Here is a 15,205-nt window from a genome sequence, read left to right on the forward strand (position 1 = left end):
GGGCCCTCCCCTGTGCGGCACGGATTGCTACCTCAAGTTTCGCACGTCCGTACCCACCGCGGAGGGCCCTGTGGATATCCGCAGAGGCCCTCAGCCCCGGCGGCGTACCCCCTCGGCCAGCTCGCCGGCCAGCGCCCGCACGGCCGCGAGGCCCGCCTCGTGGTCGTCCCCGGCGGCCAGCAGCCGCTTGACGAACGCCGAGCCGACGATCACGCCGTCGGCGAACGCGGCGACCTCTGCCGCCTGGTCCGCCGTCGAGACGCCGAGGCCGACGCAGACCGGCAGGCCGCCGTCCCGTACCGCCTCGGTGCCGCGGGTGCGCCGGACCAGGTCCTGGGCCTCACGGCCCACGGACTGACGGGTGCCGGTGACGCCCATCAGCGACGCGGCGTAGACGAAGCCGCTGCCGGCCGCCGTGATGGCCGACAGCCGCTGCTCGCGGCTGCTGGGGGCGACCACGAAGACCGTGGCCAGGCCGTGCTTGTCGGCCGCCTGCCGCCACGGGCCCGACTCCTCGACGGGCAGGTCGGGCAGGATGCAGCCCGCGCCGCCCGCCGCGGCCAGGTCCTCGGCGAAGCGCTCGGGGCCGTAGCGGTCGACCGGGTTCCAGTACGTCATGCAGAGCACCGGGGCGTCCGTCGCGGACTGCACCTCGGCGACCGTGCGGATCACGTCCTTGATGCGCAGCCCGCCGCGGAGCGCGATGTCGTCGGCGGTCTGGATCACCGGGCCGTCCAGCACCGGGTCGCTGTGCGGCAGGCCGACCTCGACGGCGTCGCAGCCGCCTTCGAGCATGGCGGTCATGGCCCGTACGCCCGTGTCCACGTCGGGGAAGCCGGCGGGCAGATACCCGATGAGGGCCGCCCGGTCCTCCGCCTTCGCGGCGGCGAGTACGGCGTCGAGCCGCGCGATGTTGCCCGTCACCGGTCCGTCTCCTCGGCGTCGTAGAGCCCGAAGTAGCGGGCGGCGGTGTCCATGTCCTTGTCGCCCCGTCCGGAGAGGTTGACGACGATGAGGCCGTCGGGGCCCAGCTCGCGGCCCACCTCCAGCGCACCGGCGAGCGCGTGGGCGCTCTCGATGGCCGGGATGATGCCCTCGCTGCGCGACAGCAGCCGCAGCGCCTGCATCGCCTCGTCGTCGGTCACGGCCCGGTACTCGGCGCGGCCGGCGTCCTTGAGGTAGGCGTGCTCGGGGCCGACGCCCGGGTAGTCCAGGCCGGCGGAGATCGAGTACGGCTCGGTGATCTGGCCGTCCTCGTCCTGCAGCACGTACGACCGGGAGCCGTGCAGGATCCCGGGGTCGCCGAGGCTGAGGGTCGCGGCGTGCTCTCCGCTGGTCAGGCCGTGCCCGGCGGGCTCGCAGCCGATCAGGCGCACGGCGGGGTGGGGCAGGAAGGCGTGGAAGAGGCCGATGGCGTTGGAGCCGCCGCCGACGCAGGCGACGGCCGCGTCGGGCATCCGGCCCGTGCGGTCGAGCAACTGCTGCCTGGCCTCGATGCCGATGACCCGGTGGAAGTCCCGGACCAGCGCGGGGAAGGGGTGCGGTCCCGCGACCGTGCCGAAGAGGTAGTGGGTGTGCTCGACGTTGGCGACCCAGTCGCGGAACGCCTCGTTGATGGCGTCCTTCAGGGTGCGGCTGCCGGACTTCACCGGCACGACCTCGGCGCCGAGGATCCGCATGCGGGCGACGTTGAGCGCCTGCCGCTCGGTGTCGATCTCCCCCATGTAGACGGTGCACTCCAGGCCGAGGAGGGCGCAGGCGGTAGCGGTGGCCACGCCGTGCTGGCCCGCGCCGGTCTCGGCGATGACGCGGGTCTTGCCCATGCGGCGGGTGAGCAGGGCCTGGCCCAGCACGTTGTTGATCTTGTGCGAGCCGGTGTGGTTGAGGTCCTCGCGCTTGAGGAAGACCCGGGCGCCGCCGGCCTCCGCGGCGAAGCGCGGCACCTCGGTGAGCGGGCTGGGCCGGCCGGTGTAGTTGACCAGCAGGTCGTTCAGCTCGGCGACGAACGACTCGTCGCCCTTGGCCTTCTCGTACGCGACGGCGACCTCGTCGACGGCGGCGCGCAGCGCCTCGGGGATGAACTTGCCGCCGTACGCGCCGAAATAGCCTTCGGCGGTCGGCACCTGACGCTCCGGGTCAGGGATGAAGAATTCTGCGGGCATGGCTGATCCTCGGTCGGAACGGATGGCGGACGGCGTGGGGACACGCCGCGTGCCATCGCATGCCGTTGATCTGGCCGGGCTCGGCCCCGATGTGGTACCTCACCCGCCGCCCGCGCACGCGCCGCGCGGGCGCCCGGCAGCCGCGCGGCCGGCACCCGGGGGCGAGGACGCCTCCCGCCTGGCGGACGGAGGCGAGTGCGGCGCGGCGGCCGGCCGCCGCGCCCCGCGGCGGGTGTGGGCGGTCCGCGTGCGTGGCCACCGGGGCGTCAGCCCCGCCCGTGGCGAAGCGCGGGGTGGGCGCCGGCGGCGACGAGGTCGGCGACGGCGGCGCGCGGGTCCTTGCCGGTGACCAGGGACTCGCCGACGAGCACGGCGTCGGCGCCGTCGTTCGCGTACGCGATGAGGTCGTGCGGGCCGCGCACGCCGGACTCGGCGATCTTGACGATGTGGTCGGGGATCTCGGGGGCCACCCGGCCGAAGTTGCCGCGGTCCACCTCGAGCGTCTTGAGGTTCCGCGCGTTCACGCCGATGATCTTCGCCCCGGCGGCCACGGCCCGCTCGGTCTCCTCCTCGTCGTGCACCTCGACCAGCGGCGTGAGCCCGATGGACTCGGCCCGCTCCACCAGCGAGACCAGCGCCTCCTGGTCCAGCGCGGCGACGATCAGCAGCACCAGGTCGGCGCCGTACGCCCGCGCCTCCCAGAGCTGGTACGACGTGACCACGAAGTCCTTGCGCAGCACCGGCAGGTCCACCTTGGCGCGCACGGCCTCCAGGTCCGCGAGCGAGCCGCCGAAGCGGCGCTGCTCGGTCAGGACGCTGATGACGGCGGCGCCGCCCGCCTCGTAGTCCGCGGCGAGCGCGGCCGGGTCGGCGATGGCCGCGAGCGCGCCCTTGGACGGGCTGGAGCGCTTGACCTCGCAGACGACGGTGACGCTGTCGCCGCGCAGCGCGGCGACGCCGTCGCGCGCCTGGGGGGCCCTGGCGGCGCGCTCCTTGAGCTCGTCGAGGCCGACCCGGGCCTGCCGCTCGGCGAGGTCCTCGCGCACGCCGTCAATGATCTCGTCGAGCACACTCACGCGAGCGGACCCCTTTCTGCTGGCGCCGGTGCCGGCCGGCGCCTGGCGCCGGCCGCCGGCGGGCGGCTGTTCGGGTACCTCTGATGGTATCCGGCACCGGGCGGAAGCCCCGAATCCGGACCTTCTCCGTCCCACCAGCCGGACACGCTGCCGCTACGGTCCAGGCATCGGCCCGAACGGTAGGTTCCGCAGCAGCGTAAACGCTGCGACCAGCACGAACAGCACCGACCCCGCGGGAAGTCGCGCCGGGATCCGGATCCGCCCGAGCGGGCGCGGGCGCGGGCGGGGGCGTACGGCGGCGAGCAGCCAGCCCAGCAGGGCGACGGCGAGGACGGCCGCGCCGGCGGCCGCGAGGGCGTTGGCGCCGAACGCCCCGGCGAGGTCGCCGTGGGCGAGCGCGTACGCGCAGCGCAGGCCGCCGCAGCCGGGGCAGGCCAGGCCCGTGTACGCGAGGACGGGGCAGGGCGGGTAGCGGCCGGGCTCGTTCGGGTCGGCGGCGCCGACCGCGGCGAGGCCGGCGGCGGCGCAGGCCAGCGCGGCGAGCGGGGGCGCGAGGCGCCGTAGCGGGGCGGTCGCGGCGGTACGGGCGGGCACACCCGGATTGTCCCGGTATGGAAAGGCGGCCGCATCCGGTGGTGCGGCGTACGGCAGGAAAAGGCGGCGCACTTACGGCGCCGCGCGCCCCGGCCCGGATTCCCCTGCCGGGGGCGGGGCGCGGACCGTACGGGCTACTCGCCGGCGGTGCGCACCGGCGGCAGCGGCTTCTTGCCCATGCCCATGCCGCGCATCACCGCACCGACCACGCCGCCGATGGGGATGATGACCAGGCTCAGCCAGAACGCCAGGGGCTGGTCCATCACCATCAGAGCGCCCGAAACGCAGAACCCGATGAAGATGATGACCACCGCGGTCCATGCGGCCGGCGTGTGTCCGTGGTCGTGGTTCTCCGCCATTACTGCACTCCTTGAAACGTACAACCGCTCATATCACCAGACGGGGCCATTGTCCCCGATCGGTCCCGGCCGCCGACGACGGGGGCCGGTCAGCCCTCGCGGGTGGGGTCCTCGCCGCGGTCGAGGGCCTTCCACAGCTCCTCGGGCCGCTCCGGGTCCACGGGCGCGGCCCGCCGGGGGCGGGCGGCGGCGCCGGCGCCGGGGCGCTCGTAGCGCCCGGACATCGCCGGCCAGCCGGGGCCGTAGCGCAGCGCGAGCAGCCCGGCGCACAGCAGCAGCACGCCGCCGGCCAGGCTCACCCAGGCCCAGGCGGTGTGGCTGACGGCGGCGACCGCGGCGTCGGTGAGGCCGGCCGCCTCGGCGGCCTGGTCGTCGAGCGCGGCGGTGTCGGAGGCGCCGAGGGCGGAGGCGGCGATCACGCCGATGCCGCAGAGCGTGAGCAGCGCGGCGACGACGGTACGGCCGGCGCGGCGGACGGCGAAGACGGCGACGAGGGCGGCGAGCCCGACGATCGCCAGCGCCGACGGCACACCGGTGACGTCCCGGCCGCCGGCGGTGACGTGAAGCACGGCGTCCGCGACGGGGGTGGCGGCCTCTCCCTCGGCCCAGGTGCGGCCGGCGGCGACGAGGACCACGGCGGCCCCGAGCGCGCCGGAGAGCAGGGCGGCGGCGAGCGGGGCGCGGGAGGCGGACTGATATGTCACCCCGTAAGTGTCTCGCACCCGTCGGGACCGGTTCCGGCAGGGGGGCGCAGGCGGCTGGGCACCCGCACCGGAGCCGCCGGGCGCGGGCGGTCGTGCGGACGCCGTCGCGTACGGTCCCGGCGCCGTCGTACGGCCCGTACCGCCGCCCCCGTACGCCCCGCTACCCCGCCGTCTCCCGGCCGGCCCGCGACAGGTGCCCCGCCGCCGCGACCGCCCGCAGCACCGCCGCCGCCTTGTTGCGGCACTCCGCGTCCTCCGCCGCCGGGTCGGAGTCCGCCACGATCCCGGCGCCCGCCTGCACGTACGCCGTGCCGTCGCGCAGCAGGGCAGTGCGGATCGCGATGGCGGTGTCCGCGTCCCCGGCGAAGTCCAGGTACCCGACGCAGCCGCCGTACAGCCCGCGCCGCGTGGGCTCCAGCTCCTCGATGATCTGCAGCGCCCGCGGCTTCGGCGCCCCCGACAGCGTCCCGGCGGGGAAGCAGGCGGTGAGCACGTCGAACGCGGTACGCCCCGGGGCGAGCCGGCCGGTGACCGTGGAGACGATGTGCATCACGTGGCTGTAGCGCTCGATCGACATGAAGTCCACGACCTCGACGCTGCCGGGCTCGCAGACCCGGCCGAGGTCGTTGCGCCCGAGGTCGACGAGCATCAGGTGCTCGGCGCGCTCCTTCTCGTCGGCGAGCAACTCCTCGGCCAGCGCCGCGTCCTGCTGCGGCGTCGCCCCGCGCGGGCGCGTACCCGCGATGGGGTGCAGCAGCGCGCGCCCGTCCTCGACCTTGACCAGCGCCTCGGGGCTGGAGCCGACGACGTCGAACGCGCCCGCGCCCGCACCGGTGTCGGGCAGCCGGATCAGATACATGTACGGGCTGGGGTTGGTGGCCCGCAGCACGCGGTAGACGTCGAGGGCGCTCGCGGCGCACGGCGTCTCGAACCGCTGCGAGGGCACGACCTGGAACGCCTCCCCCGCCCTGATCCGCTCCTTGATGTCGGCGACCGCCGCCCTGAACTCCGCGCCGCCCCACAGCTCCCCGTACTCCGGCAGCGCGGACGGCGGCAGCGGCACCGCGCTCGCGGCGGTGGGGCGGGCGAGGTCGGCGGTCATCGCGTCGAGCCGGGCGACCGCGTCCTCGTACGCCTCGTCGACGCCCGTGTCGAGGTCGTTGTGGTTGATCGCGTTGGCGATCAGCAGGACGCTGCCGTCCCAGTGGTCGAGGACGGCGAGGTCGGAGGTGAGCAGCATCGTCATCTCCGGCAGCCGCAGGTCGTCACGGGCGCTGTCGCCGATGCGCTCCAGCCGCCGCACCGCGTCGTACCCGAGGTAGCCGACCATGCCGCCGGTGAAGGGCGGCAGCACGTCCCGGCCGTCGGCGCCCTGGTGCAGGTCGCGCGGGGTGTGCAGGGCCTCGACGGTGGCGCGGAGCGCGGCCAGCGGGTCGCCCCCGGTGGGCAGGCCGACGGGCGGGGTGCCGAGCCAGTGCGCCCGGCCGTCGCGCTCGGTCAGGGTGGCGGCGCTGCGCACGCCGACGAACGAGTACCGCGACCACGTGCGGCCGTTCTCCGCGGACTCCAGCAGGAACGTGCCGGGGCGCTCACCGGCGAGCTTCCGGTACAGCCCCACGGGGGTGTCGCCGTCGGCGAGCAGCCGGCGCACGACGGGGATGACGCGGCGGTCCTTGGCCAGCGTGCGGAAGGTCTCCCGGTCCGGAGTGGTCACTCGGCGCCGCCCACGGTCAGCTCGCGTCCGTCGAAGCAGGTGCGGCTGCCGGTGTGGCAGGCGGGGCCGACCTGGTCGACGCGGACGAGCACGGTGTCGGCGTCGCAGTCGAGCGCGACCGACTTCACGTGCTGCACGTGCCCGGACGTCTCGCCCTTGACCCAGTACTCCTTTCGGCTGCGGCTGTAGTACGTGCCGCGGCCGGTGGTCAGCGTGCGGTGCAGCGCCTCGTCGTCCATCCACGCCAGCATGAGCACTTCGCCGCTGTCGTACTGCTGCACGACGGCGGGCAGCATGCCGTCGGCGTTCCGCTTCAGGCGCGCCGCGACGGCGGGATCGAGGTCGGAGGGCCCCGCGGGCCGGTTGCCGGTCATGGGGCCATTGTGCCAACAGAGACGGACACACCACGGTGCCGGAGGGCGCGACGCGCGCGGCCGGGGATGGCCGCTTCCCGTACATCGGAACGTGTCGATAGGGCATGCTTCGCCCATGACCAACCCACCTCCGGATACGCCCGCAAGACCCCGCGGGCCGAAGACCGCCGTCACCGCAGCGGTGGCCGCGGCCCTGCTCGTCGCCGTGGCGGTCGCCGCCTTCCTCGCGCTGCGCGGCGGGGACGACGGCGGGACGCAGGCGGGCGGCCCGCGGCCGCAGGGCAGCGCGGAGCGGCCGGCGGGTCAGGACAGCCTCGGCGGGCCGGAGACGAAGAGCGCGAGCGCGGGTTCCGCGGCGGGCACCGCGGACGCGCGGGGGGAGCTGGAGCCGACCGAATCGCACATCCCGTACGTGGTGCTGCGGACCGGCGAGTGCTTCGACCACCCGTCGCTGGACACGGGCGTCGAGTCGGTCGAGACCCGCCCGTGCACGGGACCGCACGACGGCGAGGTCATCGGCAACCGCACGCTCAGCGGCGACTTCCCGGACGGCGACGCGCTGGACGACCAGGCGCTGGGGCTGTGCCAGCGGGCCGCGGAGGAGAAGCTGGAGACGATGCCGGCGGACGGGCGGCACTACTTCTACTACGCGATGTACCCGACGATGACGACGTACGAGTACCAGAGCCAGGACGAGATCTCCTGCGCGCTGACCCTCAGCACCGAGCCCGACGGCCCGAAGCTGACCCAGCCGCTGCCCTGACCCCGCCCGCGCCGCGCGGGCGCCGACTCCCGGCGCGGCATTGCGTGCCCCGCCGTCGCCGGCGGTCGTAGGGTGGCGGCATGACGACCCATGCGAAGCGGGAGCGGCTCCTCCTCGCCGATCTGCTGGAGGGCGCCGGTCCCGACGCTCCGACGCTGTGCGAGGGCTGGACGGCGTACGACCTGGCCGCGCACGTGGTGGTGCGCGAGCGCCGGCAGGACGCGGCCGGCGGCATCCTCTTCAAGCCGCTGCAGAACCGGCTGGAGCGCGTGCAGGCGGAGTTCCGGCAGAAGCCGTACGAGGAGCTGGTGCAGCTCATCCGCAGCGGGCCGCCGCGGTTCTCGCCGTTCGCGCTCAAGCAGGTCGACGAGGCCGCGAACGTCGTGGAGTTCTACGTGCACGCCGAGGACGTCCGCCGCGCGCAGCCCGACTACGCGCCGCGCGAGCTGGACCCGGTCTTCTCCGACACGCTGTGGAACCGGCTGGAGCGCGGCGCGAAGATGATGGGCCGCAAGTCGCCCGTCGGGCTGGTGCTGCGCCGCCCCGACGGCCAGACGGCGGTGGCCCACCGGGGCGCGCCGGTGGTCACGGTGACCGGGGATCCCGCGGAGCTGCTGCTGTTCGTCACCGGGCGGCAGGAGGCGGCGAAGGTGGAACTGGAGGGCGACGAGGAGGCCGTGGCCAAGGCGCGGTCGGCGCCGCTCGGCATCTGACGCCGCACGGCGGCGGGTTGCGCCGGGCGCCCGCGCGATGCGCCGGATCCGCTACGGAGCCGGGGCGGGCGGCGGGTCCGGCAGCGGGCCGGTGGCGGAGGTGCGGCGCCGGCCCCGGGGACGGGGCAGTTCCGCCCGGCGTACGGCGGGCGCGGCGAGGCAGACGACGGCGCCCAGGCAACTGAACGCGCCGCAGGCGAGGAAGACCGGCGCGCTGCCCCAGGCGCCGATGGCCGCGCCGACGAGCGGGTAGCACAGCGGCGCGAGCCCCAGTCCCGTCAGGCTGGTGGCGGCGGTGACGCGGCCGAGGTAGGCGGGTGCGGCGGAGGTCTGGATCAGCGCGTACGCCAGCCCGCCGCAGACGCCGCCCGCGAGCCCGCCGAGTCCGCAGGCGGCGACCGCGAGCCCGTGGGAGGGCGCGAGGGCGACGCTGCCGAGGGCGGCGCCGGCGGCGACGAGCGTGGCGATGTGGACGAGGCCGGGGCGCGGCAGCCGGCCGGCGACGGCCAGGAGCAGCGCACCGGCCCCCGCGCCGAGGCCGAACGCGCCGACGAGCCAGCCGAGTCCGGCGGCACCCCAGCCGCGTTCCGCGGCGAGGAGGACGAGGCCGACGTTGAGCGGCCCGTTGAGGCCGAACTCGCTGAGCGCGCCGGAGAGGACGAGCGGGCCGATCAGCGGGTGTCTCCGGACGTACCGCAGCCCCTCGCGCAACTCCCGCCCGGCGCCCGCGGGTTGCGGCGCCCTTCCGGCTTCCGTGCCCGGCGCGCCGGGCGCGTCGGGAAGGGGGCGTACGCGCAGCGTCATCAGCAGCGGCACCGAGGCGGCGAACAGCAGCCCCGCGGCCGCGAACGCCGCCGCGGGCCCGCCCAGCACCAGTGCGTACCCGCCGACCGGCGCGGCCGCGGCGCCGCCGAGGCGCAGGGCCAGCGCCCGCAGCCCGGCGATCCGGCCCAGTTCCTCCGGCGGCGCGATCCGCGCCGGGAGGGCGCCGACCGCGGGCAGGAACAGCGCGTCGGCCACGCCGAACGCCAGCGCCACCGCGACCAGCAGCCACAGCCCGGGCGCGGCGATCCCCAGCGCCGCGGCGGCGCCCAGGATGAGGACGCAGCGCGCCGCGTCGGCGCCGATGACGACCCTGCGCGGCCCGAAGCGGTCGGCGACCACTCCCCCGCCGAGCAGCAGCACCGCGCGCGGCACCGAGCCGGCCGCCATCACCACCCCGGTCTCCGCCGGGCCCGCGACCCGTTGCGCGGCCCAGCCGAGGGCGAGGAAGAACACGCCGTCGCCGAGCACGGAGAGGGCGTACGCGACGAGCCACCGCGGGACTCCGGTGTCGCGGGACGCGGGCATGGGCGCGGGCCCCGGGCTCAGGGGCGGAAGGGGAAGCCGTAGAGGTGGAGGGCGACGGTCTCGCGCCCGGCGGCCCCCGTCTCCCCCGCGTCCCCCGCGTCCCCCGCCTCGGCCGCCTCGGCCGCCTCGGCCGCCTCGGCCGCCTCGGCCGCCTCGGCCCGCTCCCGCCATCTGCGGACGAACGCACCCATCTCCTCCGCCAGCTCCCGCAGTTCACCGGCCGTCAGCCGCACGGTGTACTCCGAGCTGAACGCCGCCCGCGTCCACTCCCGCCCCCACCCGGACTGCTGGTCCAGGTAGTTGAGGTACGTGCGGCTCCTGGTGGCCAGCAGCTCGCGGGTGACGCCCGTCAGCGCGGCCGTGCCCTCCGGGGTGTCGTCGAAGTCCGCGGACCTGAAGGTGAACGACCGCTCCGCCGAGACCCGCCACCAGCGCTCCCGCCCGTCCCTGCCCTGCTCCGCCGCTTCCTCGATGAAGCCGTGCTCGGCGAGCTTGCGCAGGTGGTAACTGACCAGCGACACCGCCTCGTCGGCCTGCTCCGCGAGGTGCGACGCGGTGGCGGTGCGGGCCGCCGTGAGCAGCCGGTACAGCTCGATGCGCAACGGGTGGGTGAACGCCTTCAGTTGCGCCAGCTCGGTGATCCGCTCAGGTTCTCGGCCCATGCGGGGACCGTAGATAGGAAAGAAGTATTGCGCAACACTTCTTTCGCAATCCCCGGTCCCTGCGGTCTACGCGGGCGCCTCCGCGTCGCCGTCGGCGCCGGACGCCGTGTCGATGCGGTATCCGACGCCGGGGACCGTCGCGATCAGCCAGGGCTCGCCGAGCCGCTTGCGGAGCGCCGAGACCGTGATCCTCACCGCGTTGGTGAACGGGTCGGCGTTGGCGTCCCAGGCCCGCTCCAGCAGCTCTTCCGCGCTGATCACGCCGCCCTCCGCGGCCACCAGGACGTCGAGCACGGCGAACTGCTTCCGGGTCAGCGCGACATACCTGCCGTCCCGGTAGACCTCGCGGCGGAACGGGTCGAGCCGCAGCCCGGCGATCTCCCGGACCGGCGGCCGGATGTGCGCGCGCCGGCGGTCGAGCGCGCGGAGCCGGAGCGCGAGCTCGCGGATGTCGAAGGGCTTGGTGAGGTAGTCGTCGGCGCCGAGCCCGAAGCCCGTGGCCTTGTCGTCCAGCCGGTCGGCCGCGGTCAGCATGAGGATCGGCATGCCGCTGCCGGAGTCGACGATCCGGCGGGCGATCTCGTCCCCGGAGGGCCCGGGGATGTCGCGGTCCAGGACGGCGATGTCGTACGAGTTCACGCCCAGCAGTTCCAGGGCGGTGTCCCCGTCCCCCGCGATGTCGCCCGCGATCGCCTCCAGGCGGAGGCCGTCGCGGATCGCCTCCGCCATGAAGGGCTCGTCCTCGACGATCAGCACACGCATGAGCAGATGGTACGAGCGCGCGCATATCGTCCGCGTATAGAAAACCGCATACGCGCCGGCAACGGCCCACCGCGTGCACTTGCGGAATGACTCGAACCCGGCGAGCGGCACGCGGCGGAACCCTGCGGATACGCACGCTTCTGGGCATCGGCCTGATCGCCCTCCTGGTGGCGATCGTCGCGCCGCTCGGCTACCGGTCGATGCAGACCCCGTCCGCCTCCGCCTCCTCGCCCTCCCCCGCCGCCCCGGCTTCCCCGGAGGCGCAGGAGCCGGCCGGGCCGGCGGAGTCACCGCAGCGCAAGCGGGTGGGGCCGGTCGGCGAGGACGACGGCGTCGTCCCCGAGGGCACGACGGTTTTCGACGACGGCATTCCGGCGGTGGCCGGACTCGACGCCGGTTTGCGGACCGCGCTGCGCAAGGCGGCGACGGATGCGGCGGCGTACGGAGTCGAGATCCGGGTCAACAGCGGCTGGCGCTCTCCGGCGTACCAGGACCGGCTCCTGCGCGACGCGATCGGGAAGTACGGGTCGGAGGAAGAAGCCGCCCGCTGGGTGGCCACCGCGGAAACCTCGCCGCACGTGTCCGGTGACGCGGTCGACCTCGGCGAATCCGACGCGACGATGTGGCTCTTCGAGCACGGCGCCGCCTACGGGCTGTGCCCGGTCTACCGGAACGAGCCCTGGCATTACGAGCTGCGCACCGAGGCGATCGGCGGCCGCTGCCCACCCATGTACGCCGACCCCACCCAGGACCCGAGGATGCAGAGTTGAGCGAGCGAGTTCTTACGATGAAGCAGCCGGACCAGGCAGACACCGCGGACACCCAGGAGACCCCGGCGGCCCAAGACACAGCGGACACAGCGGACACAGCGCCCACCCGCCGGCCCCGTACCCCGCCCCTCCGCCGTGCGGCCCGCGCCCTCCGCCGTCCCGCGCCCTGGCGGCGCGGCCCCGTGCTCGCGGCGCTGGCCCTGCTGCTCGGCCTGCTGATGGCGCTGCACGCGCGGATCCCGGCCGGCCTCATGAACCTCGGCAGCTTCACGGAGACCTTCCTGCCGTGGTTCGGCCTCTTCGTCCTCCCGCTGCTCGCCGGGGCGCTGTGGCGCCGTTCCGCGTCCGCGGTGGTCGCGCTGGTGCTGCCGGTCACGGTGTGGCTGAGCCTCTTCGGCGGGCTGCTCACCGACAAGTCCCGGCCGGGCAGCGACCTCACGGTCGCCGGCCACAACGTCGGCGCCGCCAACCCCGACCCGGCCGGCACCGCCCGCGATCTGGCCGCCTCCGGCGCCGACCTGCTGGCGCTCCAGGAGCTGACCGACACGGCGCGGCCGGTGTACGAGGAGGAGCTGGCGAAGACGTACCCGCACCACACCACGAGCGGCACCGTCGGCCTGTGGAGCAAGCTCCCGCTGTCGGACACCCGGCCCGTCGACATCGCCATGTACCCGTCCCGCGCGCTGCGCACCACCGTGGCCTCCGAGCGGGGCCCGCTGGCGGTGTACGTCGCCCACCTGGGGTCCGTGCGCGTGAACCCCCGCGCGGGCATGTCCACCGCCCAGCGCGACGCGGGGGCCGAGGCGCTGGCCGCGGCCGTCGCCGCCGAGCCGGCCGAGCGCGTGGTGGTGCTCGGCGACCTCAACGGCACCGTGGACGACCGGGCCTTCGACGGCCTCACCGGCCAGATGCGCTCGGTCCAGGAGGAGGCGGGGAACGGCTTCGGCTTCAGTTGGCCGGCCGGCTTCCCGGTGGCGCGGATCGACCAGATCCTCGTACGCGGCGTGGAGCCGCGGAGCGCCTGGCTGCTGCCCGCCACGGGCAGCGACCACCTGCCGGTGGCGGCGGGCCTCGCCTGGTGAGCGCGGCGCGGGGCACCATGCGGCGGATAACCCGGTTTTACGGGATCTGACAGGAAAGTGACACCGCGGGCACCGGAGTATTGACGCGCCCCCGCGCCGTTGCCAGACTCCGCGGCCGAGTTCTCCTCGGCGGCCTCCATGGGGGAGCAGCCCCGTCGGCCGGCCACCGATGCCCACGCAGCACACCCGATGCGCTGAGGAGTGTTCGTATGCGGTCAACCACCACGCGCAGACAGGCGGTCACCGGCCTCCTCGGCACCGCGGCGGCGCTCGGCGCCGGCACGGCCGCCGCGGGCCCCGCCGCGGCCCGCTCCGGCGGCACGGCGGGGTCGGGTTCGTACGCCCGGCTGCTGGCCGCGGCGCTGGCCCGCCGGATGACCCTGGAGGAGAAGGTCGGCCAGCTCTTCGTGGTCGAGGTCGCCGGGCAGGACGCCGACGACGTGACCGACGCGGCCGCCGCCGTCAACGAGCGGCGCTACGGCGTCCGCACCCCCGCCGACGTCGTACGCAAGTACCGCCCCGGCGCCGTCATCTACTTCAGCGCCCGCAACGACGACAACCTCCGCGACGCCCGCCAGATCGCGCGGCTCTCCAACGGCCTGCAGCGCGCCTCGCTCGCGCAGCGCCGCGGCGTCCCGCTGATCATCTCCACCGACCAGGAGAGCGGCCTCGTCCAGCGGCTGCCCACCCCGCCGGCCACCGAACTGCCCGGCAGCATGGCCCTGGGCGCCACCTACGCGACCGCCGACGCCCAGCGCGCCGCCGAGATCACCGGCCGGGAGCTGGCGGCGCTGGGCATCAACCAGAACTACGCGCCCGTCGCCGACGTCAACATCAACCCCGACAACCCCGTCATCGGCCTGCGCTCGTACGGCGCCGACCCGCAGCAGGTCGCGCGCATGGTCGCGGCGGCGGTACGCGGCCAGCGCCGCGGCGGCGTCGCGTCCGCGGCCAAGCACTTCCCCGGCCACGGCGACACCGGCCAGGACAGCCACTTCCTGCTGCCGCGCATCGAGCACACCCTGGAGCAGATCCACGAGCTGGACCTGCCGCCGTTCCGGGCCGCGATCGCCGCGGGCCTGGACACGGTGATGACCGCGCACATCCTCGTGCCCGCGCTCGACGACGGCGTGCCCGCCACCATGTCGCACCGCATCCTGACCGGGCTGCTCCGCGAGGAGCTGGGATTCGACGGGCTGATCGTCACGGACGCGCTGGACATGGGCGGCGCCACGTCCCAGTACCCGCCGGAGCGGGCGTCGGTGGCGGCGTTCGCGGCGGGCGCGGACATGCTGGTGCTGCCGCCGCAGATGGACGTCGCGTACGAGTCGGTCCTCGCGGCCGTACGCGGCGGCGAGATCGGCGCGCGGCGGCTGGACGAGTCGGTGGTGCGCATCCTGGCGCGGAAGATCGACGAGGGGCTGTACTTCGGCCCGTTCGTCGACGAGCGCCGGGCGGAGCGGATCGTCGGGAACGCCGAGCACGTCGCGGACGCGCGGGCGCTCACCGGGCGGGCCGTGACGCTGGTGCAGAACGACACCGGGCTGCTGCCGCTGGCCGCGGGGGCGCGGCGGGTGCTGGTCGCCGGGTGGCAGACGTCGTCGGCGCCCGCGCTGGACCGGCTGGCGCGGGCGGTCGGGGCGCGCGCCGGGCAGACCGCGACGGTGCTGGCGACGGGCGGGACGCCGGCCCAGTCGGTGATCGACGCGGCGGTGGCCGCGGCCCGGGACCACGACCTGGTGCTGGTCAGCGCCAACGCGGCGGCCGGGGCGGAGCCGGTGGCGCAGCGGGGCGCGGCGCAGGCGGCGCTGGTGCGGGCGCTGCTCGCGTCGGGGACGCCGGTCGCGGTGGTGGCCGTGCGCAACCCGTACGACGTGCGGCGGTTCCCGGAGGCGCCGGTGTACCTGTGCACGTACGGCACGGGGGCGGGAGTGCTGACCCGGGCGGTCGACGCGCTCTACGGCGACCTGCGGCCCACGGGGCGGCTGCCGGTGGCGATCCCGGAGCTGGGGGCGACGGGCGCGGACCTGTACCCGCTGGGGCACGGGCTGGAGTACTGAGACGGCGGGGTGCCGCGGCCGTCTCCCCGTACGGCCGCGGCGCCGCGCGGGGCGTCCCCC

Annotated in this window: 17 protein-coding genes; 5 read left to right on the top strand and 12 right to left on the bottom strand. The window is 75.4% G+C overall.

All coding sequences use genetic code 11. The features are described 5' to 3' along the window. Window positions 1–90 precede the first annotated feature (90 nt). The 9 genes from trpA to hisI form a co-directional block, all read right to left on the bottom strand. Complete coding sequence (gene trpA / locus ACFYVJ_RS17440) at window positions 91–924, bottom strand: tryptophan synthase subunit alpha (protein ID WP_388892163.1); 834 nt, start codon at window positions 922–924, stop codon at window positions 91–93. After that, a complete protein-coding gene (trpB, locus tag ACFYVJ_RS17445; protein ID WP_388892166.1) occupies window positions 921–2,162 on the bottom strand; it encodes a tryptophan synthase subunit beta in 1,242 nt (413 codons plus the stop codon). The genes trpA and trpB overlap by 4 nt, the downstream gene beginning before the upstream one ends. Beyond that, window positions 2,137–2,421, bottom strand: coding sequence for a tryptophan biosynthesis modulator TrpM (gene trpM / locus ACFYVJ_RS17450; RefSeq protein ID WP_388892169.1), 285 nt, complete (start codon window positions 2,419–2,421; stop codon window positions 2,137–2,139). The genes trpB and trpM overlap by 26 nt, the downstream gene beginning before the upstream one ends. A gap of 7 nt (window positions 2,422–2,428) precedes the next feature. After that, entirely contained in the window at window positions 2,429–3,238 is an 810-nt protein-coding gene (trpC, locus tag ACFYVJ_RS17455; RefSeq protein ID WP_101425081.1) for an indole-3-glycerol phosphate synthase TrpC, read from the bottom strand. Window positions 3,239–3,391: 153 nt separating this feature from the next. After that, window positions 3,392–3,832: a DUF2752 domain-containing protein gene (locus ACFYVJ_RS17460; protein WP_388892173.1), complete on the bottom strand. Its 441-nt coding sequence runs from the start codon at window positions 3,830–3,832 to the stop codon at window positions 3,392–3,394. A gap of 134 nt (window positions 3,833–3,966) precedes the next feature. Next, window positions 3,967–4,191 (bottom strand): HGxxPAAW family protein, encoded by a 225-nt coding sequence (locus tag ACFYVJ_RS17465; RefSeq protein ID WP_388892176.1) that lies wholly within the window; start codon window positions 4,189–4,191, stop codon window positions 3,967–3,969. 89 nt (window positions 4,192–4,280) lie between these two features. Next, window positions 4,281–4,895: a TIGR02234 family membrane protein gene (locus tag ACFYVJ_RS17470; protein WP_388892179.1), complete on the bottom strand. Its 615-nt coding sequence runs from the start codon at window positions 4,893–4,895 to the stop codon at window positions 4,281–4,283. Window positions 4,896–5,055: 160 nt separating this feature from the next. Continuing rightward, entirely contained in the window at window positions 5,056–6,609 is a 1,554-nt protein-coding gene (locus ACFYVJ_RS17475; protein WP_388892182.1) for an anthranilate synthase component I, read from the bottom strand. Then, window positions 6,606–6,983 (bottom strand): phosphoribosyl-AMP cyclohydrolase, encoded by a 378-nt coding sequence (gene hisI / locus ACFYVJ_RS17480; RefSeq protein ID WP_101425077.1) that lies wholly within the window; start codon window positions 6,981–6,983, stop codon window positions 6,606–6,608. Before hisI ends, ACFYVJ_RS17475 begins: the two co-directional genes overlap by 4 nt. Before the next feature lie 115 nt (window positions 6,984–7,098). On the opposite strand from hisI, the gene ACFYVJ_RS17485 reads away from it, so the two are divergent. Both ACFYVJ_RS17485 and ACFYVJ_RS17490 read left to right on the top strand, forming a co-directional pair. Next, window positions 7,099–7,746, top strand: a complete 648-nt coding sequence (locus ACFYVJ_RS17485; RefSeq protein ID WP_388892186.1) for a hypothetical protein — start codon at window positions 7,099–7,101, stop codon at window positions 7,744–7,746. An 80-nt stretch (window positions 7,747–7,826) separates the two neighbouring features. Continuing rightward, window positions 7,827–8,459, top strand: a complete 633-nt coding sequence (locus tag ACFYVJ_RS17490; RefSeq protein WP_388892189.1) for a TIGR03085 family metal-binding protein — start codon at window positions 7,827–7,829, stop codon at window positions 8,457–8,459. A 51-nt stretch (window positions 8,460–8,510) separates the two neighbouring features. Here ACFYVJ_RS17490 and ACFYVJ_RS17495 read toward each other — a convergent pair whose 3' ends face one another. The 3 genes from ACFYVJ_RS17495 to ACFYVJ_RS17505 all read right to left on the bottom strand — a co-directional run bounded on the left by ACFYVJ_RS17495 (window position 8,511) and on the right by ACFYVJ_RS17505 (window position 11,233). Then, entirely contained in the window at window positions 8,511–9,809 is a 1,299-nt protein-coding gene (locus ACFYVJ_RS17495) for an MFS transporter (RefSeq protein WP_388892192.1), read from the bottom strand. Between the two features lie 17 nt (window positions 9,810–9,826). Next, on the bottom strand, window positions 9,827–10,471 hold the full coding sequence (locus ACFYVJ_RS17500; protein ID WP_388892195.1) for an ArsR/SmtB family transcription factor: 645 nt from the start codon (window positions 10,469–10,471) through the stop codon (window positions 9,827–9,829). Between the two features lie 66 nt (window positions 10,472–10,537). Beyond that, complete coding sequence (locus ACFYVJ_RS17505) at window positions 10,538–11,233, bottom strand: response regulator transcription factor (protein ID WP_388892198.1); 696 nt, start codon at window positions 11,231–11,233, stop codon at window positions 10,538–10,540. An 86-nt stretch (window positions 11,234–11,319) separates the two neighbouring features. Here ACFYVJ_RS17505 and ACFYVJ_RS17510 point away from each other — a divergent pair, with 86 nt between their 5' ends. The 3 genes from ACFYVJ_RS17510 (at window position 11,320) to ACFYVJ_RS17520 (ending at window position 15,145) form a co-directional block, all read left to right on the top strand. After that, window positions 11,320–12,003 (top strand): M15 family metallopeptidase, encoded by a 684-nt coding sequence (locus tag ACFYVJ_RS17510; RefSeq protein ID WP_388892201.1) that lies wholly within the window; start codon window positions 11,320–11,322, stop codon window positions 12,001–12,003. A gap of 17 nt (window positions 12,004–12,020) precedes the next feature. Next, window positions 12,021–13,085, top strand: a complete 1,065-nt coding sequence (locus tag ACFYVJ_RS17515; protein ID WP_388892204.1) for an endonuclease/exonuclease/phosphatase family protein — start codon at window positions 12,021–12,023, stop codon at window positions 13,083–13,085. A gap of 209 nt (window positions 13,086–13,294) precedes the next feature. Then, the gene (locus ACFYVJ_RS17520) at window positions 13,295–15,145 is read left to right on the top strand and encodes a glycoside hydrolase family 3 protein (RefSeq protein WP_388892207.1); all 1,851 of its coding nucleotides are present in this window, start codon (window positions 13,295–13,297) and stop codon (window positions 15,143–15,145) included. Window positions 15,146–15,205: the final 60 nt, after the last annotated feature.

Origin of the sequence: Streptomyces sp. NPDC004134 (assembly GCF_042874195.1) — a bacterium.
Classification (GTDB): domain Bacteria; phylum Actinomycetota; class Actinomycetes; order Streptomycetales; family Streptomycetaceae; genus Streptomyces.